Origin of the sequence: Alcaligenes phenolicus, from assembly GCF_032063905.1 — a bacterium.
In the GTDB taxonomy this organism is placed as follows: domain Bacteria; phylum Pseudomonadota; class Gammaproteobacteria; order Burkholderiales; family Burkholderiaceae_B; genus Alcaligenes; species Alcaligenes phenolicus.
The window spans coordinates 376,531-400,409 of record NZ_DAMBOE010000003.1 but is presented as its reverse complement, the minus strand read 5'-3'; the positions used below and the strand labels follow the sequence as shown (position 1 = coordinate 400,409).

Sequence of the window (23,879 nt, the reverse complement as noted above, 5' to 3'; positions counted from 1 at the left end):
CTGATACTGATCTGCCAAGCCAAGCCAAGCCAAGCCAAGCCAAGCCAAGCCAAAGCGTGGGTGAATGCCGAGCTTGGAACCCAAACAAATAGAGCCCCATGCGGGGCTCTATTTTTGTCTGCGTCGAACGCGCCTTATTTGACGATCTTCAGGTGCGAGACCTTGTCAGCGTCTTTCTTGGCAGCGGGAGCTTCCGGTGCAGCTTCAGGAGCGGCGTCCGGTGTGTCACCTTCTGCGTAAGGCTCGGACTCCACCACTTCAAAACCCATACCAGCGCCTGTTTCGCGTGCGTAGATGGCCGATACAGCTGCCACGGGTACGAAAATGTCTTCCGTGACGCCGCCAAAGCGGGCCTGGAATTCAATGTAGTCGTTGCCCAGAATCAGGCCATTGGTGGCCAGATGCCCGATATTCAGGGTGATTTGACCATCCTGAATATGGCCGCGTGGAACAACCGTGTTGGCGTCTACCGTGACCACGATATGTGGGGTGTATCCGTGGTCGGAACACCATTCATGTAGAGCGCGCAGCAGGTAAGGCTTGGTCGAGGTTTCTTGCATAGTGGATTAGCGACGCATGACTTTTTCGGAAGGAGTCAGTGCTTCAATGTAAGCAGGACGCGAGAACACGCGCTCGGCGTACTTTTGCACAGGAGCAGCGCTCTTGGGCAGTTCGATACCGTAGTGGTCCAGGCGCCAGAGCAGGGGAGCGATCGCCACGTCCAGCATGGAGAACTCTTCGCCCAGCATGTACTTGTTCTTCAGCAAGATGGGAGCCAGCTGCGACAAGTGGTTGCGGATTTGCTGACGGGCCAGTTCTTGTGCCTTGGCATCCGCGTTGCGGCGGTCTTCCAGGGCGGCCACGTGTACAAACAGTTCCTTTTCGAAGTTGTACAGGAACAGGCGTGTGCGGGCGCGCATGGTGGGGTCCGCAGGCATCAGCTGAGGATGCGGGAAACGCTCATCAATGTATTCATTGATGATGTTCGATTCGTACAAGATCAGGTCACGTTCTACCAGGATCGGCACCTGTCCGTAGGGGTTCATGACGGCGATATCTTCAGGCTTGTTGTACAAGTCGATGTCGCGGATCTCGAAATCCATGCCTTTTTCAAACAACACGAAACGGCAGCGCTGTGAGAATGGGCAAGTTGTTCCAGAGTAGAGCACCATCATGGTAGGAGATTCCAGTCGTAGAAATAAAAACAAGAGCCTCACGGCTCAGAATTTAAAACCCTGCAAGGGGTTTTAACAATAAAAAGCCGGGCAGGCTAGTTAGGCCTGCCCGTCTAGCATAGCGTTTTACTTGATGTCTTTCCAGAAAACGCTGTTCAGGCGCCATGCAACGGCAAAGAACAAGAGCAGGAACAGGATCACGCCCACGCCAATTTTCTTGCGCTCCAGCTGCACAGGCTCGGCCATCCAGTCCATGAAGTTGGCCAGGTCGGCCACGTCGCTGTCGTATTTGGCAGCGGCCTTGGCGTTAACAGGCTCAAGCTTGACGGTGTCAGTAGCGTGACCGGTGTAATCGGCCAATACTTCTTTCTTGACGTCGGAGAAGCCGGCTGGATCGTAAGTAGCCGTGGTCTTGACCCATTCCTTGCTGCCATCGTCCTTGGCTTCCTGAGCCACGGTCGTGCGGTGCAAGGTGACGCCACCTTGGCGCTCCCACATGGCGTGAGGCATACCCACGCTTGGGAAGACCAGGTTATCCCAGCCGGTTGGGCGGGATGCGTCACGGTAGAAAGTGCGCAAGTAGGTGTAGATGTAGTCCGCGCCGCTAGGGCCCAGGTTGGTGGACTTGGCACGCGCAATCACGGACAGGTCCGGAGGAGCAGCGCCAAACCACTTCTTGCCCATTTCGGGGGTCATGGCGATCTTCATCAGATCACCCACCTTGTCCGAGGAGAACAGCAAGTTTTTCTTGATGTCCTCTTCGGTCAGGCCGATGTCTGTCAGCTTGTTGTAGCGCATGGAGTTGGCGCTATGACAGTTCAGACAGTAGTTCACAAACAGTTTTGCGCCATTTTGCAACGCCGCCATGTCATTCATGCGGTCGGGCGCGCGCTCCAGGGCATAGCCACCTTCGGCGGCACCAGCCACCGTGCAGGTAAGGGACAAGGCCAGAGCGCCAAGCAGTTTCTTAATCATGGTCATTCCGTTTCGTGTTGGGGGCCTAGTGAGGGCGGAAAGTCACGCGATCAGGTTCGGGTTTGAACGTACCCATGCGGCTCCATACTGGCATCAGCAGGAAGAAGGCCAGGTAGATCACCGTACCGATCTGGCTCAGCAGGTTGAACAAATCGTTCGGAGCCTGTGTGCCCAGGTAACCCAAGATCAGGAAGTTGATGATGAAAATCGCGTACAGCACTTTGTGCCAGGTAGGACGGTAGCGAATCGACTTCACAGGCGATTTATCCAGCCAAGGCAGGAAGAACAGGATCACGACCGTACCACCCATGGCCACCACGCCCCAGAACTTGGCGTCGATAACACGCAGCAGCACAGCAACAGCGATCAGGACAGCGGGTACGACCAGGCGCCAGATACCGGGCAGCTTGCCTTTGACGAACAGCACCAGAGCACCCAGCACGGAAGCACCGGCCAGAACCCAGGTAAAGTCGGCAGTCGTGGCACGCAGCATGGAGTAGAACGGCGTGAAGTACCAGACAGGAGCAATGTGCGGAGGAGTCTTCAGTGCATCGGCAGGGCTGAAGTTGTTGAACTCCAGGAAGTAGCCGCCCATTTCAGGGGCAAAGAACACAATCGCGGCAAACACAATCAGGAAGCCCGCCACACCCAGGATGTCGTGTACGGTGTAGTAAGGGTGGAAGGGGATGCCATCCAAAGGACGACCTTGAGCGTCTTTGGGGCCTTTCTTGATTTCCACGCCGTCGGGGTTGTTGGAACCCACTTCGTGCAGAGCGATCAGGTGAGCCACAACCAGACCCAGCAGGACCAGAGGCACCGCAATCACGTGCAGAGCAAAGAAGCGGTTCAGGGTGGCGTCGGACACCACGTAGTCACCACGGATGAAAATAGCCAGATCAGGACCAATGAAAGGAATGGCCGAGAACAGGTTCACAATCACCTGGGCGCCCCAGTAGGACATCTGGCCCCATGGCAGCAGGTAGCCCATGAAGGCTTCAGCCATCAGACAGAGGAAAATGGCAACGCCAAAGATCCAGACCAGTTCACGTGGCTTGCGGTAAGAACCGTAGAACAAGCCGCGCAGCATGTGCAGGTACACCACCACGAAGAACATGGAAGCGCCTGTGGAGTGCATGTAGCGGATGATCCAGCCACCGGGCACTTCACGCATGATGTATTCAACCGACTCAAAGGCCAGCTTGGCATCAGGCTTGTAGTTCATGACCAGGAAAATACCAGTCACGATCTGGATAACCAGCACCAGCAGTGCCAGAGAGCCAAAGAAGTACCAGAAGTTGAAGTTCTTCGGCGCGTAATATTCTGACATGTGCTCTTTGTACATGGATGTCAGGGGGAAACGCCTGTCAATCCATCCCAAGAGTCCTGTCGTTTCGACGGTTTTCTCGCCAGCCATGAAACGGCTCCTTTATCTTTTTAAATAGTACGTATTGGGTTACAGCCGCCTTAGGCCTTGTTGTTTTCGTCTACGCCGATGGTAACCATCGTGCCGTCAGCCGAGAACTCGTAGGGCGGGATTTCCAGATTGTCTGGAGCAGGCTTGTTGCTGTAGACGCGGCCGGCCAGGTCGAACGTGGAGCCGTGGCAGGGGCACAGAAAGCCGCCTTCCCAACCGCCGGGCAGACCAGCGCCAGCGCCAGCAGCCAGATGCGGGGTAGGGGAGCAACCCAGGTGGGTGCAGATACCGATACAGATAAAGATTTCAGGGCGACGCGAACGATATTCGTTCTTGGCGTACGCAGGGGTGTAACCGGGGCGATCCGAGTCAGGGTCGGCCAACTGGCTGTCCAGCTTGGGCAGTGCATCCAGCTGCTCTTTGGTGCGGTGCAGAATCCAGACGGGTTTCCCGCGCCATTCCACGGTGCGCATCTGACCGGGGGCGATACCGGAAATATCGACCTCTACGGGAGCGCCGGCCGCTTTTGCTTTCTCGGAAGGAGCAAAGGAGCTGACAAAGGGAACAGCTGTCGCCACACCAGCGACACCACCTAATGCACAGGCGGTGGCGACCCAGGTGCGGCGCGAAGGATCGGGCGGAAGATTGAAATCAACCGCGCCTCTGGCATCGGGCTGTGTCGTATTCTGACTCATTCTAGTATCCTTATTCCTGCCCGACTCGGGCAATACCACAATTTACGGATTTGGGCCTGGGTATATTATTCAACCGCACATTATACGCGTTACCCAGCGCAGCATAACTTGATCAAAGGTGAACATATGAACAAGGCTCGAGGTTTCCTGAACGAATTCCGGGAGTTCGCAGTTAAGGGCAACATGATGGACCTTGCGGTCGGTGTCATTATTGGCGCTGCTTTTGGCAAGATTATCGACTCGCTGGTAAAAGACATCGTCATGCCCGTCATCAGTTTCATCCTTGGCGGCGAAGTGGATTTTACCAACCAGTTCACGGTCTTGCGTACACCAGAGGGCTTTACCGGCCCAGAAACCCTGGAAGCTCTGAATGCGGCCGGCGCTGTTGTTTTGTCGTGGGGTAACTTCCTGACCATTTTCATCAACTTCATCTTGCTGGCCTTCGTGGTGTTTTGCATGGTCAAGATGATTAACCGTATGCGTGCCACCGTGGCCAAGGCTGAAGCTGCTGAGGCCGTACCCGAACCAACCCCTGAAGACGTCATCTTGCTGCGCGAGATCAGGGATTCGCTGAAAAAATAAAAGCCCAGACTTATCAAAGCTTTAAGGTGCCTTGCGGCACCTTTTTGTTTATGTAAACCCACCGGCAGGGTCAAGTTTGCCCGCGCCGGATGCCTGATTTTAGCCTTTCAGGGCCTGGGCTTGTCTAGCCTGTGGCGCTTTAAAGCTTGTTCAAGGTCATATGTGCGGGTTTTTGATGAAATCAGATCGGGTTGTCCAGATCGATGAACTCCACTTCTATGCCAAACTGGCGAGCGATTTCTTCGCCCAAAGCCTTGGCCCCATAGCGTTCGGTTGCATGATGGCCGGCTGCCATGAAGGCAATATTGTTTTCCTGTGCACTGTGAAATGTCTGTTCCGAAGCCTCGCCGCTGATGTAGAGATCGGCCTGCGCGGCGATGGCGCTATCAATAAAGCCCTGTGCCCCTCCCGTGCACCAAGCTATTCGGCGGATTTTCCGTTGTAAATCGCCAACAACCAGTGGCTGCCGTTGTAAATTATTGCAAACTGTCAGGCTGAATGTTTCCAGTGAAACTGGGGTTGGCAGTTCACCCAGCCAGACCAGTCCATCCGGACCACAGGTTTGTGCCACGCCGTCTGCGTCGCGCAGCACCTCGATGCCTAACTGGCGAGCCAACTGGGCGTTATTGCCCAGGACAGGGTGAGCGTCCAGGGGCAGGTGATAGCCCAAGAGGTTAAGCTGATGCGTCAGGACGCGTTCGATGCGAGTTTTTCGGGCGCCTACAATGCACGGGTTTTCGTTTTTCCAGAACCAGCCGTGGTGCACCAAAATTGCGTCCGCCTGGCGGGCAATAGCGGCATCAATCAGTGCCAGCGAGGCCGTCACGCCGGTGACGAGTTTGCCAATATAGGGTTTGCCTTCGACCTGAAGCCCATTGGGACAATAGTCCTTGAAACGGGCGACATCCAAGGTGCTATTGAGCCAGCTGGCCAGTTCGGCTGTTGAAACCTGAGTCATGGAAATCCTTATCTGAAAGAGTGCTATGCGTCGATTGTGGCTAGTGTTTGCTCAAGCGGTGACAATTTGTCTGGCGGGCTTTTTTATTGTAGTGACGCTGCGACCGCAGTGGGTGGGCGCGCCCGAGGCTCCCGTCCGTTCTACGAATGCGGTGGTTTTGCCTGCACCGGTTCCGTCCCTGATCCCCGCGCCTGCTATGGAGCAGGATGGCCCGCTGTCTTATGCCTCGGCTGTCACTAGCGCCGCGCCTGCGGTCGTTAATGTGTACACCAGCAAGCATTTGGAAGGCAATTCTCCCTTGCTGGAAGATCCTGATCTGCAGCGCCTGTTTCGCGAACTGCCCGACTTGATGGGCCGCCGCTCCACAATCAACCTGGGTTCGGGCGTGATCGTACACGAGCAGGGTTATATCCTGACCAATTACCACGTGATTGAAGCGGCTGATGCCATCGAGGTGGCATTATCGGATGGACGTCAGGCCAAGGCGCGTCTGATTGGCTCGGACCCTGAAAGCGATCTGGCCGTGCTGAAAGTGGATCTGCCCAAGCTGGCTGTGATTCAGACCCAGGAACAGGATCAATTGCAGGTGGGCGATGTAGTACTGGCCATCGGTAACCCCTTTGGGGTGGGTCAGACCACAACGATGGGCATTGTCTCCGGCTTGGGACGCAATCGCCTGGGCATCAATATTTACGAAAACTTCATTCAGACCGATGCCGCCATTAATCCCGGCAACTCGGGCGGGGCCCTGGTGGATGCGGTTGGCCGTTTGGTGGGAATTAATACGGCTATTTATTCCGAAACGGGCGGTTCGCTGGGTATCGGTTTTGCCATTCCGTCCTCGACTGCGCTGGCCATCATGAACGAAATTATCCGTAATGGTGAAGTGACGCGCGGCTGGCTGGGCCTGGAGCCACAGGACATTACCCCGGACCTGATCAAGTCTTTCAAACTAAAGAGTGATGCAGGTGTGATTATTGCCAGTGTGCAACGTCACGGTCCGGCTGCCGAGGCGCATTTGCAGGTGGGCGATATAGTGTTGCGCTTGAATGGTCAGCAAGTGGCCGATTCAATTGGCCTGCTCAATCAGATTGGCCCAGTGCAACCCGGGCAGACCGTGACATTGAGCGTATTGCGCGATGGCAAGGAGCTGGACGTTCCCGTCAAGGTTGGTATGCGACCTCAGGTGCGCAAATAGGGTCAGCAGCTTCTCCTCTTCGCTGGAGTTCACTGAAAGGGTGTAGAGATGCGTTCATGGCCTTGCAGGCCGTACAGGCTCTTGGGTAGTGTGTTGATGCTTGTATGGTCAGGCGATTTGCATTTGGCTACGCTGTTTTGCAGATCGTAGTGGCGCAAAGGCTTGGCAAGGTATCTAAAAAAATGGCTCTCTGGGCTACTCCTTTTGGAGCAAGGCAAGAGAGCCATTTTTGGGTCTGGACGCCGTGTAGCGCGTACAAACAGGTGTCGCTTTGATCGTTTTACAGATCCAGCTCGCGGCCTTCGCTGTTTTCCGCTTCCCGTTTCTTGATCAGGCTGGCGGCCAGAATCCCTAATTCATAAAGCAGGCATAGCGGGGCGGCCAACAAGATCTGGCTGACCACATCGGGCGGGGTCACGATAGCGGCGATTACAAACGCGCCCACAATTACATAACCACGGATTTCGCGCAGCTTGGCTACTGTTACAACGCCTGTTTTCACCAGCAAAATCACGGCGATAGGCACTTCAAAGGTAATGCCAAAGGCCAGGAACATGGTCATGACAAAGCCCAGATAGGCTTCGATGTCCGGTGCTGGTGTAATCGATTGCGGGGCAAACGAGGCGATGAAGTGAAATACGGTGCGGAACACCACGAAATAACAAAACGCCATGCCGGCAATGAACAGCAAAGTGCTGGTCATGATCAGCGGCAAAGCCAGCTTCTTTTCGTGGTTGTACAAACCAGGCGCAATAAAGGCCCATGCCTGGTAGAGCACGATAGGCAAGGCCAATACGAACGATGCCATCAAGGTGACTTTGACCGGCACCATGAAGGGGGTAATCACCCCGGTGGCAATCATGCGCGTACCCTCGGGCAGAGAGCTCATCATGGGCTGGGCCAGCACATCATAAATGGCCGAAGCGCCAGGATACGTAAACAGCACGATAAAAATCCCGACCACGGCAATGACCGCGCGCAGCAGGCGTGTCCGCAGCTCGACCAGGTGGGAGATGAAGGTATCTTCTTGAGGCGCTTCGGTGCTCATGCCGTCGGTCCTTTAGAGGGTTGGGCGGGAGCATCCGTAGGACGGGGAGCGTCGTCACTGGCTAGCGCACTGGGCGCTGGCTGGGCGGCTGCATCCGTATCGGGCTGACTGGCAGCCGATTCTTTCGCGGGGGTGGCGTCGGGGCTCGCCTTGACGCTCTCGGCGGTATCCGAGAAGGCCTTGCGTGCGGACTCCGACGCGTTTTGCAGGGTGTCGCGGGCTTCTGTCAGAGGCTGGCTGATGCTTTTGCCCGTGTCCTCGACCGAACTGCGCACCGAGCGCGCGGCGTCCTCCATCTGGTCTTTGAGCTTGTTCACCTCATCCAGATTGATTTCGCGTTGGATATCGGTCTTGACCTCGTTAACGTAGCGCTGCGCGCGGCCAAGCAAATGGCCGACGGTGCGCGCTACTTTAGGAAGACGTTCGGGACCGATGACGATCAGGGCAACCACTCCAATCAGGAGCAGTTCGCTAAAGCTGACATCAAACATTCAGACTCACACAAGAAGGGGATCAGGCGCGATCGGATTTTTCCTTGGCCTGCACGTCGATCGTTTGAGGATCGGCAGCGCGTTGGCTGACGGTTTCGGGTGTTTTTTCTTCTTCACCCACGTCTTTCATGCCTTCTTTGAAACCTTTGACTGCACCGCCCAGATCCGAGCCGATATTACGCAGTTTCTTGGTGCCGAAAACCAGGGCAACGATGACCAGAACGATCAGCCAGTGCCAAATGCTAAAGCTACCCATAATGTATCTCCCTTAAGCAGCCATGGCTGCGCGTTGTTGCCATGGGCGCTCACCGCCCAAGATGTGCATGTGTAAATGGTTGATTTCCTGCCCGCCATCCAAACCGTTGTTGATGACAATGCGGAAACCGCCTTCAGGGCCGGGGCGACAACCAGCCTTTGCGGCCAGGGAAGGTGCCAAAGCCATCATTTTACCCAACCATTCGCTATCCTGACCTGATACGTCCTGCATGGACACGACGTGTTTCTTGGGGATTACCAGGATATGGATAGGTGCAGCTGGGTTGATGTCGTGAAATGCCAGAAAGTCCTCGTCCTCGTACACTTTTTTGGACGGGATCTGATCGGCAGCAATTTTACAAAACAGACAGTTCTCGCTCATAGCAACCTCGGTAGCGAAGCACTTGCTGGGCAAGTGCCAAAAATCTAGGTATCAGGACAGTGTAGCGCGTCTAAATGACAGAATTACACCTGGTCCTTAGGGCGCGAAGCTTTTTCTTCCAGGCCTGATGTACCTTCGCGGCGCAGCAGTTCTGTCAGGACATCGCGGGGCTCCAGACCGTAGTAAGTCAGGGCCACCAGGCTATGAAACCACAGGTCTGCCGTTTCGTAGACGATGCGCTCGCGTTCTTCATCCTTGGCAGCCATGACCAGCTCGGTCGCTTCTTCCCCGATTTTCTTCAGGAATGCATCCGGTCCCTTGGCCAGCAGCTTGGCGGCGTAGGAAGAGGATGGGTCCCCGCCTTGTGCAGGCAGGCGGGACTTCAGGGTACGGCCAAGATGATCGAGGATGGTCTCGACAGTAGGTTGTTCGCTCATCGGTAAATATGCTCCGGGTCTTTCAGGACGGGGTCAACCGCCACCCATTGTGCCTGATCGCTCTGGCCTTGCAGCTGGCGATAAAAGCAGCTTTCACGACCCGTATGACAGGCGATCTGGCCAACCTGCTCCACGCTAAGCAAAATAACGTCGCCATCACAGTCCAGGCGCAGGTCGCTGACATGCTGTACGTGACCGGATTCCTCGCCCTTGCGCCACAGACGCTGGCGGGAACGCGACCAGTACACGGCGCGGCCAGTGCTGACGGTCTCTTGCAGGGACTCCTGGTTCATCCAGGCGACCATCAAGATTTTGCCCGTGGCCTGGTCCTGCGCAATCGCGGGGATCAAGCCTTGTTCGTCAAAGCGGATTTCAGCCAGCCAGGCCGGTAAGTCAGCCATTAGCGTCGCACCTGAATACCTTGCGCAGCCATGAAATCCTTGGCTTCGGCAATAGTGTGTTGACCGTAGTGGAAGATGCTGGCGGCCAGTACGGCACTGGCGCCGCCCTTGATCACGCCATCGGCCAGGTCTTGCAGGCCGCCCACTCCACCAGAGGCGATAACGGGAACGGAGACCGCCTCGGACACGGCACGAGTCAGTTCCAGATCAAAGCCGGATTTGGTGCCGTCGCGGTCCATGCTGGTCAGCAGCAGTTCGCCGGCGCCATATTCGGCCATGCGGGCTGCCCATTCCACCACGTCCAGGCCGGTTCCACGACGACCGCCGTGGGTAAAGACTTCCCAGCGTGGTGCTTCGTTCTCAGCACTGACACGGCGTGCATCAATGGCGACGACCATGCATTGCTTGCCATGGTGATCGCTGGCAGCACGCACCAGGTCGGGGTTGCTGATGGCGGCGCTGTTAATGGACACCTTGTCCGCACCGGCATTGAGCAGGCGCTGGATGTCGGCTACTTCGCGCACACCACCGCCCACTGTCAGGGGGATGAAAATCTGGCTGGCCACCTGTTCGATGATGGGCAAGATCAGATCACGGTTGTCCGAGGTGGCCGTAATGTCCAGGAAGGTCAGTTCGTCGGCACCCTGGTCGTTGTACTTGCGGGCGATCTCGACCGGGTCTCCGGCATCGACCAGATCCACAAAGTTGATGCCTTTGACCACACGGCCAGCGGTCACGTCCAGACAAGGAATGATGCGGCAGGCTAATTCATTGGTGACGTCCTGGCTCATGCCTGGTACTCGTCAGCGAAGGTTTGCGCCTCGGCAAAATTCAGGGTGCCTTCGTAAATGCTTCGACCCAAAATCACACCTTCGATGCCTTCGTGCTCTACGGCACACAGGTCTTCAATGTCTTTCAGGTTGGTGACACCGCCGGAGGCGATGACGGGAATCTTCACGTGCTGGGACAGCTTGACGGTGGCTTCGATGTTCACGCCAGTGAGCATGCCGTCGCGGCCAATATCGGTGTAGATAATGGATTCGCAGCCGTAGTCTTCAAATTTCTTGGCCAGATCCAGTACGTCGTGGCGGGTCAGCTTGCTCCAGCCGTCGGTGGCGATTTTGCCGTCACGGGCATCCAGGCCAACAATGATGTTGCCAGGAAAGGCGCTGCAGGCGTCTTGCAGGAAACCAGGGCTTTTGACAGCGGCAGTGCCAATAATGACATAGCTCATGCCAGCGTCCAGATAGCGCTCGATGGTATCCAGGTCGCGGATACCACCGCCAATCTGTACGGGAATTTCACCGTCGATGGCAGCAATAATGGATTTGATGGCTTCGCTGTTCTTGGGCTTGCCGGCAAAAGCGCCGTTCAGGTCCACCAGATGCAGGCGCCGGGCCCCTTGTTCCAGCCATTGTGTTGCTATTTTGGCCGGATCATCCGAGAAAATAGTGGCATCGTCCAGGTCACCCTGGCGAAGGCGCACACAACGCCCGTCTTTAAGGTCGATGGCGGGAATCAAAAGCATGGTCTTTAGCCGTAAAAAACGTAAGAAATACTGGGTCGGAAAAAGTCAGAACAACGCCGGGAAGCTTGCTTGAAAAATCATGGCTTCCAGTTGGCGAAATTCCGGAACAGTTGCAGGCCGTTGTCTGCGCTTTTCTCAGGATGGCATTGCAACGCAAAAATATTAGCGTTTGCTATCGCCGAGGTAAAGCGTTGGCCATAGTGCGTCGAACCACAAGTTTGATCTATATGCAGCGGATCGACAAAGTAGCTATGAACAAAGTAAAAGAACGCGCCATCCTCAATGCCAGCCCATAAGGGATGATCCTGAGTCTGGTGTACGCGGTTCCAGCCAATATGGGGCACTTTCAGCCCGGGGCCGGAGGCGTGGTCGCTGCTTTTGTAGTTCGGGCCCTCAAAACGGCGCACTTGGCCGGGAATCAGACCTAAACAGGGGACATTGCCTTCCTGACTGGAATCGAACAGCATTTGTTCGCCTACGCAGATGCCCAATAGGGGCTTGTTGCGGGCGGCTGTCAGCAAGGCATCGCGCAAACCGGATTGGTCCAGGTGGGCCATGCAATCGGGCATGGCACCCTGGCCGGGTAATACAACCCGGTCCGCATCCAGAATGGCTTGAGGGGTTTGAGCAAGAACGATGCGCGCATCAGGTGCGGCGGCATGCAGTGCTCGGGCAACCGAGAAGATGTTGCCCGAACCGTAATCGACAATAGCGATAGTGGTCACGATGTGTGTCCGAAGGACGTTTACAGAACCCCTTTGGTCGAAGGCACCACGCCTTCGCTACGTGGGTCCAGCTCCAGAGCCATACGCAATGCTCGGCCAAAGGCTTTGAACACGGTTTCGCACTGGTGGTGTGCGTTTTCGCCGCGCAGGTTATCGATGTGCATAGAAACCAGGGCGTGATTGACAAAACCCTGGAAAAACTCGCGTGCCAAGTCTACATCGAACTGGCCGATTCGTGCGCGGGTAAAGGGCACAAAATAAAACAGGCCGGGGCGACCGGAGAAGTCCACCACTACGCGCGAGAGCGACTCGTCCAAGGGAACATAGGCATGGCCGTAGCGGCGCAGACCGGCTTTGCTGCCTACGGCCTTGGCAAAAGCCTGGCCCAGCGCAATGCCGATATCCTCGACAGTGTGGTGATCGTCGATGTGAGTGTCGCCCTCACAGTGCACGTCCAGGTCAATCAGACCATGGCGGGCGATCTGGTCCAGCATGTGGTCCAGAAAAGGCACGCCGCTGTTGAGCGAGTGACGGCCAGTGCCGTCCAAGTTAACGGCCACGCGGATGCGGGTCTCATTGGTATTGCGGGTAATCTCGGCGGTACGCATATCAGTGCCGGCGGCAAGGCCGGTATCAGGATTGGTTCAATCGGAATTGCGCGCTGGCAGCGTGGGCGTACAGGCCCTCGCCTTGTGCCAGCGTAGCGGCTATGGGTCCCAGTGTTTGGGCGCCTGATTCTGAAACCTGAATAATGCTGCTGCGTTTCTGGAAATCGTAGACGCCCAAAGGTGACGAGAAACGCGCAGTGCGTGCCGTCGGCAGGACATGGTTAGGCCCGGCACAGTAATCGCCCAGCGATTCGGAACTGTAGGGGCCCAGGAAAATGGCGCCAGCATGGCGGATTTTGCTCAACAAGTCCTGGGCGTTACGGGTAGAGACTTCCAGGTGTTCCGGCGCGATATGGTTGCTGATCTTACAGGCCTCGTCCAGATCGCGGACGTGGATCAGGGCACCGCGACCCGACAGGCTGCGGCGGATGATGTCCGCGCGTGGCATGGTGGGGAGCAGACGTTCGATGGCCGCTTCAACCTGGTCCAGGAAATCTGCATCGGGACACAGCAAGATGGCCTGGGCCAGCTCGTCGTGTTCCGCCTGGGAGAACAGGTCCATAGCCACCCAGTCAGCAGGAGCACTGCCGTCGCTGATGATCAGGATTTCGGAGGGGCCGGCAATCATGTCGATGCCAACGACGCCAAAGACGCGGCGTTTGGCAGCGGCGACATAGGCGTTGCCGGGGCCGACAATCTTGTCTACCGGCGGGATGGTGTCCGTACCGTAAGCCAAAGCGCCTACAGCCTGCGCGCCACCAATAGTGAACACGCGATCGACACCGCCCAGGGCGGCAGCCGCCAGCACGATGGGGTTGCGCACGCCATCGGGTGTAGGCGTGACCATGATCAGTTCTGGAACACCAGCCACTTTGGCAGGAATGGCGTTCATCAGAACCGAGGAGGGGTAAGCGGCCTTGCCACCGGGAACATACAGTCCCACACGGTCCAAGGGGGTAACTTGCTGACCCAGCACGGTGCCATCGGCTTCCGTGTAGGTCCAGGTTTCAGTGCGTTGGTGCTCGTGGTAACGACGCACACGCTCGGCGGCCTGTTCCAGTGCCTTGCGCTGATCGGCAGGCAGGCTGTCCAGAGCCGCAAACAGTTCTTCTTTGGAGATTTCCAGTGCCGAGGCCTGTTCAACAGCAAGTCGGTCAAAGCGCTGGGTGTAATCCAGTAAGGCCACGTCCCCCTCATGCTGGATACGATGCAGAATTTCGGCACAAGCGTGCTCGATAGACGCGTCTTCGGACGCTTCGTAAGCCAGTAGAGTGCGCAGTTCGGCATCGAACTGGGCGGATTGGGAGGTCAGGCGATGGATCAGTGACATGTCGCTATAGGAAAAAGCTAAGGTTCAAGGGCCAGTGTATAACATTTCGCTTAGGCAAAAGGCGGTCTGCGCCTTTTGCGCAAGCAGGATTGTCAGGCTGTTTATCCCCCGCCCGTGGCAGGGGACGTTTTACTCGTCCACCGAAGCGCGAGAGAAAGCGTCGATCAGGGGTTGCAACTGGGCACCACGGTTCTTCATGGCAGCCTGATTGACGATCAAGCGCGAGGAAATGGGGGTAATGTCTTCCACTTCCACCAGCTTGTTGGCACGCAGGGTGCCGCCGCTGGAGACCAGGTCCACAATGGCGTCGGCCAGACCGACCAGCGGAGCCAGTTCCATGGAGCCATACAGCTTGATCAAGTCCACATATACGCCTTTGCTGGCGAAGTGCTCGCGAGCCGCACGGGTGTATTTGGTGGCGATACGCAGGCGCGAACCTTGCTTGACGGCCGAATGGTAGTCAAAGCCTTCGGCCACGGCCACACACAGGCGGCAACGGGCAATGTTCAGGTCCACGGGCTGGTACAGACCGCCGGGGTGCTGTTCCATGTGCTCGTACAGCACATCCTTGCCGGCAATCCCGATATGGGCGGCACCGTATTGCACGTAGGTTGGCACGTCGGTGGCACGCACAATAATCAGACGCAGGTCCGGGTTATTGGTGGGCAGGATCAGTTTGCGCGACGTTTCGGGGCTTTCCAGCACCTTGATGCCTGCCTCTTCCAGCAAAGGCAGGGTTTCGTCAAAAATCCGGCCTTTGGACAAGGCCAGCGTCAGAGGTTGATTTAAACCGGCGGGACTCATTAGGTTTCCTTGCTGCTGATTCGCTCGATGTTGGCGCCTACGGCCTGAAGCTTGGCTTCCATGCGGTCGTAGCCACGGTCCAGATGGTAGATGCGTTCGACGGTAGTGTCACCCCGAGCCGCCAGGCCTGCAATGACCAGGCTGGCCGACGCACGCAGGTCGGTTGCCATGACGGTGGCACCAGTCAGGTAAGGAACGCCGGTAACGACGGCCATATGGCCTTCGATATCAATTTGTGCACCCAGGCGGTTCAGTTCCTGTACGTGCATGTAGCGATTTTCAAAGATGGTTTCCACAACCGAGGCGGTGCCGTCGGCAATGGTGTTCAGTGCCATCAATTGAGCCTGCATGTCCGTGGGGAAGCCGGGGTATTCGCTGGTACGGAAGCTGACCGCCTTGGGGCGACCATTCATGCTGGCCTTGATCCAGTCCGGGCCGGTTTCAATCTGCAGACCAGCTTCGCGTAGCTTGTCCAGCGTGGCGCCCATGGCGTCAGCATCGGTATTGCGCAAGGTCAGCTCGCCACCCGTAGCGGCAACGGCGCACAGGAACGTGCCGGCTTCGATACGGTCAGGGCAGATGGTGTGCTTGGCACCGTGCAGGCGCTCGACCCCGTCAATGACGATACGGTCGGTACCGTGGCCCTGGATCTTGGCACCCATTTTGATCAGCAGTTCGGCCAGATCAATAATTTCCGGTTCGCGGGCTGCGTTTTCCAGAATGGTTTGGCCTTCGGCCAACACAGCCGCCATCATCAGGTTTTCGGTGCCGGTGACTGTCACCATATCCGTGCGCACCACGGCACCGCGCAAGCGTTTGGCGCGGGCATTCACAAAACCGTGCTCGACATGGATTTCGGCACCCATGGCCGCCAGACCCTTGATGTGCTGATCCACAGGGCGCTGACCAATGGCGCAACCACCGGGCAGGCTGACGCGGGCCTCGCCAAAGCGGGCCAGCAGGGGGCCCAGCACCAGAATGGAGGCGCGCATGGTTTTCACCAGTTCGTAGGGCGCTTCCAGATTGGTGATGTCGCCTGCATTCAGCTCTAGCGTGCCATTGCGCTCCTGGGTGACACCCAACTGTCCCAACAGCTTCAGGGTGGTGTCGATGTCACGCAGGCGCGGGACATTATCCAGGTACACCGTGTCAGCAGTCAGCAGACTGGCGCACAGAATGGGCAGGGCGGCGTTTTTGGCGCCAGAGACGGTGATCTCGCCATTCAGGCGTTGTCCGCCCGTGATGCGTAATTTATCCATTCGGATTGGCCTTGTATTCGTCGGGGGTAAGCGTGCGCATGGACAGGGCGTGGATTTCGGCTTTCATCCGGTCGCCCAGGGCTTTGTAAACCAGTTGGTGACGCGCAATCAGGCGTTTGCCTTCAAAGGCGGTGCTGACGATCAGGGCCTCAAAGTGCGAACCATCGCCTTGCACTTGCAAGTGTTCACAGGGCAGGTTGTCGGCAATGTATTGGTGAACTTGTTCGGGGGTCGGCAACATGAAATCAATTCCGTAATTTATAGCCTGAGGCAAGCAGGCGTAGCGAAATCAGACACAGCGCAACAAAGACGCTGGCGACAACGGTCAGGCTGAACCAGGGAGAAATATCCGAGGCGGCAAAAAAACCGTAGCGGAACCCGTCAATGGTATAGAGCAACGGATTCCAGTGTGAAACAGTTTGCCAAAACGGCGGCAGGCTATGAATCGAATAGAACACGCCCGACAGGAACGTCGCAGGCATGATCAGGAAGTTCTGGAACGCAGCCAACTGGTCGAACTTCTCGGACCACAGTCCGGCGATCAGACCCAGGGTGCCCATGATGCCGCAAGACATGACGGCAAAGACCAATACCCACAAAGGCTTGGCCACGGGCAGGGACACGAAGAACAGCGACACCAGCCACACACAGAGGCCCACACAGACACCGCGGGCGATGGACGCCAGCAGATAGGCGGCGAAAATCTCGCGGTGCGACAGCGGTGGCAGCAGGATAAAGACCAGATTACCTGTAATGCGGCTTTGAATCAGTGATGAGGACGGGTTCGCAAAGGCGTTTTGCAACATGCTCATCATCATCAGGCCCGGAATCAGGAAGGCGGTGTAGGGCACGGAGTCGTATACCGTGACGCGGCCTTCCAGCACGTGGGCGAAAATCAGCAAATACATCAGCGCCGTCAAAACGGGCGCAGCAATGGTCTGAAAGCCCACTTTCCAGAAACGCATCAGCTCTTTGCGTAGCAGCGTAGGAAAGCCCGAGCCCATCTTGGGCTGAGGGGGCAGGCTCAGGGTGCCGATCTTGGCAGCGGGGGCGTCCGTGTTTTGAGGCACGCCCCAGTGTTTGGGAGAGTTGTTCTGGTTCACAGGGCGACTCCCATTTTTCCTTCGTTGTGCATGATGCGCACAAATGCATCCTCCAGATCGTGGCCGCCTGCGCGCTCCATAATGGCTTGCGTGGTATCCAGGGCGACGATCTTGCCACTTTTAAGCATGGCCAGGCGACCACAGAGGGCCTGGGCTTCTTCCAGATAGTGGGTGGTCAGCAAGATGGTGTGGCCTTGTTGATTCAGGCGAATGATGAACTCCCACAGCGTGCGGCGCAGGTCCACGTCCACACCGGCAGTAGGTTCATCCAGAATAATGACAGGGGGGCGGTGCACCAGCGCCTGGGCGACCAGAACGCGGCGCTTCATGCCGCCGGACAAGGCGCGCATGTTCACATCGGCCTTGTCGCTCAGGGCCAGATTGGCCAGAATCTCGTCGATCCAGTCGTCATTGTTTTTCAGGCCAAAGTAGCCCGATTGCAGACGCAAGGTTTCACGGACGGTGAAAAAGGGATCGTACACAATTTCCTGTGGCACCACGCCCAGCGATTGGCGGGCTTTTTGATACTGGGTGCGCACATCGTAACCACAGACGCTGACCTGGCCGCTGGTGGGACGGGTCAGACCGGCCAGCATGGAAATCAGGGTTGTTTTGCCGGCGCCGTTAGGGCCGAGCAAGCCGAAAAATTCACCATGTTCAATAGTCAGGCTGACCTGATCGACGGCCAGAAAACCGGCATCGGAACGGGGAGGGGAAAACAGGCTTTTGAGTCCCCGGCTTTGGGGAGCGAAGCGTTTACTGACGTTATCGAGTTTGAAGGCGGACATGGCAATTTGGGTTGGCCTGACGCGGGTGTGGCGGTGAAAGTCGTCGCTGTAGCGTCTTTGTTAACTAAACAGGCCTACGCATGGGCGTAGACCTGTTTGGGGGTGATCAGGCTCTTTATTATAGAGTACGACTCTGGTCTGCTTAAGAATGCCCGACCAAAGCGCCCGTGCTCGCCACGGCCTGCCTTAACTGTTTTGTTTGTTCAGCGCCTGAATCAGGCCATCAATACCACCTTGCTCAATTTGCTGGGCAAACTGGTTGCGGTAGTTTTGAATCAGCCAGATGCCTTCCACGTTCAAGTCGTAGATTTTCCAGCCTTCCGGTGTTTTTTCCAGGCGGTAATCCACACCAACCGGGCCACCGTTGGACTGAGTCAGCGAGGAGCGCACTACCACGTCGTCAGCATTGGAATCGCCACGGAACGGCAGGATGGTCAGCTGTGTCTTGTCATCCACGCGGGACAAGGCGCCACTGTAGGTGCGAACCAAGGTGCCCTTGAACGCTTCGACCAGTTTCTGACGCTGTTCGGGGTTGGCTTGACGCCAGTAGCGGCCCGCGGACAGACGTGTCGTCTTTTCCAGGTTCACGTAAGGCATGATGTTTTCATTCACGGCAGCCAGGATGGCGGCGCGGTCACCCTTGCGGATGGCGTCGCTTTCCTTGACCACTTGCAATGCCTGATTACCGACCGATTCAACAAATTTGTTGGGCTCGCCTTTCGGGTCAGCAGCTTGGGCTTGCGCGGCCACCGCATGCAAACACAAGGCCAGCACTGCACAGGCGGTCAGGATCCAGGAAATCAGGCGAGAGGGGGAGGACTGCAAAGCAGTCCCGCCCAAGGCGGGACGGGAAATCATAAAAAAACTCCAGATGAGTGTTCTGCGGGCAGGGCGTTTTTATTCGTCTGCGTCCGAGTAGTCAGGCAAATCCTGGCTGGTGTCGCCACCGGTACGGCGGGCTTGCACCATCGCATGGCGTCGTTGCAGGTAAGCGTCGCGTATGAAGCTGTAGCGGTCAAGGGCGATGTCGTTAACAAGTTTTTCTGCATCCAGCACGCCAGCGCGGGCATCCAGAGCCCAAAGACCCATGATGCTGTTGCGTACCGGTACATCCTTGATCGCCATGATCGGACCCGTGGAGGAGAAGCCTTCCAGGAAGCTGGTGCCACGTGCCACACCGTCGCGAACGGTGCTGGGGCCAAAGAAGGGCAGAACCACGTAAGGGCCAGATTTGATGCCCCATACGCCCAGCGTCACGCCAAAGTCGTTGGGAATGCGCTTGGAGCCGTTCATGGTGGCAACGTCAATACAACCGCCCAGGCCCATGGTCGAGTTGAACAGGACTCGGCCCAGGGTGTTGAAGAAGTCAACGTGCTCACCTTGCAGGAAGCTGTTGACGGCCGACCAGGCATCGCCCAGGTTGTTGAAAATGTTACTAATACATGTGCGTGCAGGCTGCGGCGTCAGGGCGTTGTAGCCTTCTGCAATCGGTTTGATCAGCGCGCCGTCCACGGTTTCGTTAAAGGCGTAGATGCCACGGTTCATGCCTTCCCAAGGATCCTGGGGGTTGGGGTTGGGCACGCTGGCGCAACCAGCCACAAGCGCAGCACTGGCACCGATCAGGCTCAAACGGACTCCACGAGGCAGGGAGTAAGAGCGGCGAGTTGTTGTATTCATGATTGTGTCGTCTGTAATGAGCATGAGCTGGCGGTTTATTACTCCGATTTGGAGCCGCCGTCACTGGAGGCTGTGTTGTAGAGGAACTTGCTGATCAGTTCTTCCAGCACAACCGCGCTTTGTGTATAGGTAATGGTGCTACCGCCTTGCAGGTCCTTTTCGTCGCCACCGGCAGTCAGGCCAATATACTGTTCACCCAGCAGGCCGGACGTCAGGATGGAAGCGGAGGTGTCGACAGGAAACTTGTAGTGCTCATCCATATCCAGGGTAACCACGGCCTTGAAGTCCTGGTTGTCAAAACCAATGGAGCCGACCCGGCCAACGACCACACCACTGGCCTTGATCGGCGCACGCGGTTTCAGGCCACCCAGATTATCGAACTTGGCCGATACCTGGTAGGTTTTTGCAAAGGAAAAAGAACTGAGGTTACCCGCGCGCAGGGCCAGGAATGCCAGTGCGACCAGCCCCAGCAAAACAAACAGGCCAACCCAGAAATCGGTTTTCTCGCGATTCATAGTTGAGCAATTCCTAAATAGTTAACTGAACATAAGGGCGGTGAGCAGGAAGTCCGTGCCCAATACCGCCAAAGCGCCGCTGACGACCGTGCGTGTGGTCGCGCGAGAAACGCCTTCGGGCGTGGCCTTGGCATGCCAGCCCATATACAGCGCAATCAAGGTCACGATCAGGCCAAACACCAGGCTTTTGATCACTCCGTTGAGTACGTCATCAATCACATCGACACCGTTTTGCATTTGCGACCAGAAGGCGCCTGCATCAATGCCGATCATTTGTACGCCGACGATATAGCCACCCAGGATGCCGACCATGGAGAACACGGCGGCCAGAATGGGCATGGCAATAATGCCGCCCCAAAAGCGCGGTACCAGCAGGCGGCGCAAGGGGTCCACCGCCATGACTTCCATGGCGGCAATCTGTTCACCGGCTTTCATCAAGCCGATTTCAGCGGTTAACGATGTACCGGCCCGGCCTGCAAACAGCAGGGCGGTGACGACCGGTCCCAGTTCACGTACCAGAGACAGGGCGACCAGCAGGCCCAAGGCCTCTTCGGAACCATAGCGGTTCAGTGTGTAATAACCTTGCAAGCCCAGCACAAAACCCACGAACAGGCCGGAAACGGCAATGATCAGCAGCGAATAATTGCCAATAAAGTGGATTTGCTGGGAAACCAGACGGGGGCGACGCCACAGCAAGGAGGAACGGGCCAGCAAGGCCACGAACAAACGGCTGAAGGCACCCAGGCCGTAGATGCTATTGCGTATCGCAGCGCCTAGCGCGCTAATCGGGGCGGTGATGAAATTCATGAGCGCGTCGTCCGATTCTGGAGCCAGGCTTCAAAAGCCGGGGTGACGGGATAGTTAAAGGCGATAGGGCCGTCGGGTTCACCACGCAGGAACTGCTGCACGTAGGGATCCTTGGAAGCGCGCAGCTCGGTGGGCGTGCCCTGGGTCAGCAAGCGTCCCTGGCCAACAATATAAACCTGGTCGGCAATCGCAAAGGATTCAGCCACATCGTGCGTAATCAGCACCGAAGCGCAGTTCAGGCGGTCGGTCAGGTCGCGAATCAGCTGCGCGGTAATGCCCATGGAAATGGGGTCCAGACCGGCAAAGGGTTCGTCGTACAGAATCAGCTCGGGCTCCAGCACAATGGCACGGGCCAGTGCAACCCGGCGAGCCATGCCGCCAGAAATTTCATTGATGCCTAAATGGGCAGCCGCGCGCAGGCCAACGGCGTCCAGCTTGTCCAGTACACGGTCCTGAATGGCGGCTTCGGAGTCGTTTGTCAGCTCCCGCAGGGGAAACGCCACGTTTTCAAACACGTTCAGGTCCGTAAACAGGGCACCCTGCTGAAACAGCACACCCATGCGTTGACGCGTCTGGCGCAGAGCCTCGCCGTCCAGCTTGGCCAAGTCCTGGCCAAAAACCGTAACGGTCCCTTTCTGAGCACGAATTTGTCCGGTCGCAGCACGCAGAAGTGTTGTTTTTCCGGAACCTGACCCCCCCATCATGGCGACGACCTGACCTTTCTGAACGGTCATGGACACGTCCGCGAGCACGGTAAAGGCGCCGTAGCCCAGCGAGGCGGAGTCCAGATTTAGTACGGCTCGGTCAGTATTTACAACCATGTCGCGGGCAAAAGGGGATAAAAGGACCTGCCATTGTACCGCTTGCAGCTCTGGCGTCTCAATGTCTTGCGCGCTATGGGGGCGGGGTCGTGGCGCTTTTATGAGCCATTTTGTGGCTCTTGATACAGCCACTTACTTCAAACCGGCTTTGGTGGTGAAGTCGCCCTTTTTTGTGTCTAATTTGTTTTAGATAGCGGGTTGTATCAAGGCGAACAGCAATCCGCCGCCTGCCAGCAACCATAAAGGGTTGATGCGACTTAGCAGCAAAATGGCCGTACAGGCCAGAGCCGTGCCCCAGGCCCACAGTCCGCCTTGGGCCGCTTTCAGAATTGTGCCGCTGGCGGCCAGGATCATGCCGGCGGCAATGGGCAGCAGACCAATTTCAATGGCGCGGATGATGCGTGTGCCCTCATAGCGCTTCCAGATTGTTGCCAGGTAATAGATCAGCAGGGCAGAGGGCAGGAAAATGGCGACGGATGCGGCCAGGGCACCGGCCCAGCCAGCCGCCTTCCAGCCCACCAGGGTGACAAGCAAGGATTTCGGGCCGGGTGTCAGGCGCGACAGGGCGAACAGATCCAGAAATTCCTGATTGCTGAGCCAGCCATGAATTTCTACCGATTGCCGGTGAATCTCCGGGATGATGCTTTGCCCGCCCCCTATAGTCAGAAAAGACAGGGGCGCAAAGACGCGCATGAGCTGGAGCAAAATCGTGATCATGATTGCTCCACCGCTTTGTCTTCAAGTTGCAGCCAGGCATACCAGACGGACAGCGGTGCACAGATCAGAATCACGGGGATCAGACTCCATTCCATGACGAAAATGCCGACAAAAACGGCCAACATGAGAGCAATGGGCACGATTCCGGTGGCTGCGCTGCGCGCCGAGCGTACGCCCATTTCAAGAGACAGGCCAATGGCTGCGGCGGCAATTCCGGCCATGACCTGAGGCACCAGGGTAGAGCCCGTCAGTTGTTCCAGACCAATCAGCATCAAAATGGCCAGGAGCAGCGGGGGAAGCACCATGCCCAGCGTGGCAACTAACGCCCCAGGTCCGGCCAGCAGACGATAACCAATCCATATAGAGAGGTTCACCACATTGATGCCGGGCAGTGCTTGGGACAGCGCCAGACCGCTAAGAAAATCTGCCTGGCTCATCAGGCGCCGCTGAACAACAAACTCACGCATTAACCAGCCACTCAAGCCCCCACCAAAGCTGGTCAGGCCAATGCGGGCAAAGATCAGAAATAGAGCGCTTAAGGATAAAGGGGCAGCTTCTTGAGACCGGGTCATAGAGCAATGAAGGCGGATAGGGCTCGTCAAAAGTGGAAGTTTGAACATTCTGGCATACAAATTAAGCCGTTTTTGCCCTCTTGTGCGCTCGGGTGGCGGTCTGATCCTTCTTGCTGGGGGTGCGGAGAGGCCTTTATTGGCAAGAAAACGGCCGTCGGGCAGCGGTCGCTCAAATTTTTTTCTAACCTCAAGCGCTGCTTATTTGTTTGAAATATTTAAAGATAAAAATTAATTAAAGTGGGCGCAGAAATTAAATAAAAAATGAATTGAAATAAATAAGAAAAGAATTAAAAAATAACTTGAAACCATGTGTGATGCCCGCTTTAGGAGACTAGTGCTTCCGGCGGATAATGAAGTGTGTAATGAGCTTTTTATGGGTTCAATCTGTTGAAATAAAAGGGATTGAAACGATCGTTTGAATTTATGGTGGCTTGTTGGAGCGGCTGATGACCCCGATCCGGATCCAAACATGGACAGTTTCATGAAGATGGATTTGATCTATACCCATCTTTGATTGAAAATAAAAAAGACTTTATGGTCGTAAAAGCGGTTGTGCGTGTACGATTATTTGATTGCCTCGCATCGTAGAGCGTCCGTTTGGGACCTTATGCTGC

The 23,879-nt window shown here is 56.6% G+C and carries 31 protein-coding genes; 2 read left to right on the top strand and 29 right to left on the bottom strand.

Going from position 1 to position 23,879, the window contains the following annotated elements:
* Window positions 1-134 precede the first annotated feature (134 nt).
* The 5 genes from U2949_RS08375 to petA all read right to left on the bottom strand — a co-directional run bounded on the left by U2949_RS08375 (window position 135) and on the right by petA (window position 4,259).
* Complete coding sequence (locus U2949_RS08375; RefSeq protein WP_009455465.1) at window positions 135-560, bottom strand: ClpXP protease specificity-enhancing factor; 426 nt, start codon at window positions 558-560, stop codon at window positions 135-137.
* 6 nt (window positions 561-566) lie between these two features.
* Window positions 567-1,175, bottom strand: a complete 609-nt coding sequence (locus tag U2949_RS08370) for a glutathione S-transferase N-terminal domain-containing protein (RefSeq protein ID WP_009455466.1) — start codon at window positions 1,173-1,175, stop codon at window positions 567-569.
* A gap of 126 nt (window positions 1,176-1,301) precedes the next feature.
* Window positions 1,302-2,156 (bottom strand): cytochrome c1, encoded by an 855-nt coding sequence (locus tag U2949_RS08365; protein WP_009455467.1) that lies wholly within the window; start codon window positions 2,154-2,156, stop codon window positions 1,302-1,304.
* A gap of 19 nt (window positions 2,157-2,175) precedes the next feature.
* Complete coding sequence (locus U2949_RS08360; RefSeq protein WP_009455468.1) at window positions 2,176-3,564, bottom strand: cytochrome b; 1,389 nt, start codon at window positions 3,562-3,564, stop codon at window positions 2,176-2,178.
* A gap of 50 nt (window positions 3,565-3,614) precedes the next feature.
* Window positions 3,615-4,259 (bottom strand): ubiquinol-cytochrome c reductase iron-sulfur subunit, encoded by a 645-nt coding sequence (gene petA / locus U2949_RS08355; RefSeq protein WP_026483633.1) that lies wholly within the window; start codon window positions 4,257-4,259, stop codon window positions 3,615-3,617.
* Window positions 4,260-4,385: 126 nt separating this feature from the next.
* Here petA and mscL point away from each other — a divergent pair, with 126 nt between their 5' ends.
* Window positions 4,386-4,841: a large conductance mechanosensitive channel protein MscL gene (gene mscL, locus U2949_RS08350; RefSeq protein ID WP_009455470.1), complete on the top strand. Its 456-nt coding sequence runs from the start codon at window positions 4,386-4,388 to the stop codon at window positions 4,839-4,841.
* Between the two features lie 181 nt (window positions 4,842-5,022).
* On the opposite strand, the gene U2949_RS08345 is transcribed toward mscL, so the two are convergent.
* Window positions 5,023-5,799: a Nif3-like dinuclear metal center hexameric protein gene (locus U2949_RS08345; RefSeq protein ID WP_009455471.1), complete on the bottom strand. Its 777-nt coding sequence runs from the start codon at window positions 5,797-5,799 to the stop codon at window positions 5,023-5,025.
* Window positions 5,800-5,824: 25 nt separating this feature from the next.
* Here U2949_RS08345 and U2949_RS08340 point away from each other — a divergent pair, with 25 nt between their 5' ends.
* Entirely contained in the window at window positions 5,825-6,997 is a 1,173-nt protein-coding gene (locus U2949_RS08340) for a S1C family serine protease (RefSeq protein WP_026483634.1), read from the top strand.
* A 280-nt stretch (window positions 6,998-7,277) separates the two neighbouring features.
* On the opposite strand, the gene tatC is transcribed toward U2949_RS08340, so the two are convergent.
* The 23 genes from tatC to U2949_RS08225 all read right to left on the bottom strand — a co-directional run bounded on the left by tatC (window position 7,278) and on the right by U2949_RS08225 (window position 23,265).
* Window positions 7,278-8,045 (bottom strand): twin-arginine translocase subunit TatC, encoded by a 768-nt coding sequence (tatC, locus tag U2949_RS08335; protein ID WP_009455473.1) that lies wholly within the window; start codon window positions 8,043-8,045, stop codon window positions 7,278-7,280.
* Window positions 8,042-8,536, bottom strand: a complete 495-nt coding sequence (gene tatB, locus U2949_RS08330) for a Sec-independent protein translocase protein TatB (protein ID WP_257722930.1) — start codon at window positions 8,534-8,536, stop codon at window positions 8,042-8,044. The genes tatC and tatB overlap by 4 nt, the downstream gene beginning before the upstream one ends.
* A 22-nt stretch (window positions 8,537-8,558) precedes the next feature.
* Window positions 8,559-8,792, bottom strand: a complete 234-nt coding sequence (gene tatA, locus U2949_RS08325) for a Sec-independent protein translocase subunit TatA (RefSeq protein WP_021447245.1) — start codon at window positions 8,790-8,792, stop codon at window positions 8,559-8,561.
* A gap of 12 nt (window positions 8,793-8,804) precedes the next feature.
* A complete protein-coding gene (locus U2949_RS08320) occupies window positions 8,805-9,173 on the bottom strand; it encodes a histidine triad nucleotide-binding protein (protein WP_026483636.1) in 369 nt (122 codons plus the stop codon).
* 83 nt (window positions 9,174-9,256) lie between these two features.
* Window positions 9,257-9,610 carry a phosphoribosyl-ATP diphosphatase gene (locus U2949_RS08315; protein ID WP_021447244.1) on the bottom strand — a complete coding sequence of 118 codons (354 nt, stop codon included), beginning with the start codon at window positions 9,608-9,610 and terminating at the stop codon, window positions 9,257-9,259.
* Window positions 9,607-10,011: a phosphoribosyl-AMP cyclohydrolase gene (hisI, locus tag U2949_RS08310; protein ID WP_009455478.1), complete on the bottom strand. Its 405-nt coding sequence runs from the start codon at window positions 10,009-10,011 to the stop codon at window positions 9,607-9,609. Before hisI ends, U2949_RS08315 begins: the two co-directional genes overlap by 4 nt.
* Window positions 10,011-10,802 carry an imidazole glycerol phosphate synthase subunit HisF gene (gene hisF, locus U2949_RS08305; protein ID WP_035269852.1) on the bottom strand — a complete coding sequence of 264 codons (792 nt, stop codon included), beginning with the start codon at window positions 10,800-10,802 and terminating at the stop codon, window positions 10,011-10,013. The genes hisI and hisF overlap by 1 nt, the downstream gene beginning before the upstream one ends.
* Window positions 10,799-11,539 carry a 1-(5-phosphoribosyl)-5-[(5-phosphoribosylamino)methylideneamino]imidazole-4-carboxamide isomerase gene (gene hisA, locus U2949_RS08300; RefSeq protein WP_009455480.1) on the bottom strand — a complete coding sequence of 247 codons (741 nt, stop codon included), beginning with the start codon at window positions 11,537-11,539 and terminating at the stop codon, window positions 10,799-10,801. Before hisA ends, hisF begins: the two co-directional genes overlap by 4 nt.
* Window positions 11,540-11,616: 77 nt before the next feature.
* On the bottom strand, window positions 11,617-12,264 hold the full coding sequence (gene hisH, locus U2949_RS08295; protein ID WP_009455481.1) for an imidazole glycerol phosphate synthase subunit HisH: 648 nt from the start codon (window positions 12,262-12,264) through the stop codon (window positions 11,617-11,619).
* A 20-nt stretch (window positions 12,265-12,284) separates the two neighbouring features.
* Complete coding sequence (gene hisB / locus U2949_RS08290; protein WP_009455482.1) at window positions 12,285-12,872, bottom strand: imidazoleglycerol-phosphate dehydratase HisB; 588 nt, start codon at window positions 12,870-12,872, stop codon at window positions 12,285-12,287.
* 25 nt (window positions 12,873-12,897) lie between these two features.
* Window positions 12,898-14,202, bottom strand: coding sequence for a histidinol dehydrogenase (hisD, locus tag U2949_RS08285; RefSeq protein WP_257722931.1), 1,305 nt, complete (start codon window positions 14,200-14,202; stop codon window positions 12,898-12,900).
* A 129-nt stretch (window positions 14,203-14,331) separates the two neighbouring features.
* Window positions 14,332-15,006 (bottom strand): ATP phosphoribosyltransferase, encoded by a 675-nt coding sequence (gene hisG, locus U2949_RS08280; protein WP_009455485.1) that lies wholly within the window; start codon window positions 15,004-15,006, stop codon window positions 14,332-14,334.
* Window positions 15,006-16,265: a UDP-N-acetylglucosamine 1-carboxyvinyltransferase gene (gene murA / locus U2949_RS08275; RefSeq protein ID WP_257722932.1), complete on the bottom strand. Its 1,260-nt coding sequence runs from the start codon at window positions 16,263-16,265 to the stop codon at window positions 15,006-15,008. The genes hisG and murA overlap by 1 nt, the downstream gene beginning before the upstream one ends.
* Window positions 16,258-16,506 (bottom strand): BolA family protein, encoded by a 249-nt coding sequence (locus U2949_RS08270; protein WP_009455487.1) that lies wholly within the window; start codon window positions 16,504-16,506, stop codon window positions 16,258-16,260. The genes murA and U2949_RS08270 overlap by 8 nt, the downstream gene beginning before the upstream one ends.
* Window positions 16,507-16,510: 4 nt before the next feature.
* Window positions 16,511-17,269 carry an ABC transporter permease gene (locus U2949_RS08265; protein WP_042486095.1) on the bottom strand — a complete coding sequence of 253 codons (759 nt, stop codon included), beginning with the start codon at window positions 17,267-17,269 and terminating at the stop codon, window positions 16,511-16,513.
* A gap of 95 nt (window positions 17,270-17,364) precedes the next feature.
* Window positions 17,365-18,156, bottom strand: a complete 792-nt coding sequence (locus tag U2949_RS08260) for an ABC transporter ATP-binding protein (protein ID WP_009455490.1) — start codon at window positions 18,154-18,156, stop codon at window positions 17,365-17,367.
* 186 nt (window positions 18,157-18,342) lie between these two features.
* A complete protein-coding gene (locus U2949_RS08255) occupies window positions 18,343-19,014 on the bottom strand; it encodes an MlaC/ttg2D family ABC transporter substrate-binding protein (RefSeq protein WP_035274790.1) in 672 nt (223 codons plus the stop codon).
* 39 nt (window positions 19,015-19,053) lie between these two features.
* Window positions 19,054-19,833, bottom strand: a complete 780-nt coding sequence (locus tag U2949_RS08250) for an MlaA family lipoprotein (protein WP_051316296.1) — start codon at window positions 19,831-19,833, stop codon at window positions 19,054-19,056.
* A 38-nt stretch (window positions 19,834-19,871) separates the two neighbouring features.
* Window positions 19,872-20,348 (bottom strand): outer membrane lipid asymmetry maintenance protein MlaD, encoded by a 477-nt coding sequence (gene mlaD, locus U2949_RS08245; RefSeq protein ID WP_321287127.1) that lies wholly within the window; start codon window positions 20,346-20,348, stop codon window positions 19,872-19,874.
* Between the two features lie 21 nt (window positions 20,349-20,369).
* On the bottom strand, window positions 20,370-21,155 hold the full coding sequence (gene mlaE / locus U2949_RS08240; RefSeq protein WP_194273416.1) for a lipid asymmetry maintenance ABC transporter permease subunit MlaE: 786 nt from the start codon (window positions 21,153-21,155) through the stop codon (window positions 20,370-20,372).
* Window positions 21,152-21,976 carry an ABC transporter ATP-binding protein gene (locus U2949_RS08235; protein WP_009455504.1) on the bottom strand — a complete coding sequence of 275 codons (825 nt, stop codon included), beginning with the start codon at window positions 21,974-21,976 and terminating at the stop codon, window positions 21,152-21,154. Before U2949_RS08235 ends, mlaE begins: the two co-directional genes overlap by 4 nt.
* A gap of 186 nt (window positions 21,977-22,162) precedes the next feature.
* Entirely contained in the window at window positions 22,163-22,693 is a 531-nt protein-coding gene (locus tag U2949_RS08230) for a chromate transporter (RefSeq protein ID WP_321287122.1), read from the bottom strand.
* Window positions 22,690-23,265 (bottom strand): chromate transporter, encoded by a 576-nt coding sequence (locus U2949_RS08225; RefSeq protein ID WP_321287120.1) that lies wholly within the window; start codon window positions 23,263-23,265, stop codon window positions 22,690-22,692. Before U2949_RS08225 ends, U2949_RS08230 begins: the two co-directional genes overlap by 4 nt.
* Window positions 23,266-23,879: the final 614 nt, after the last annotated feature.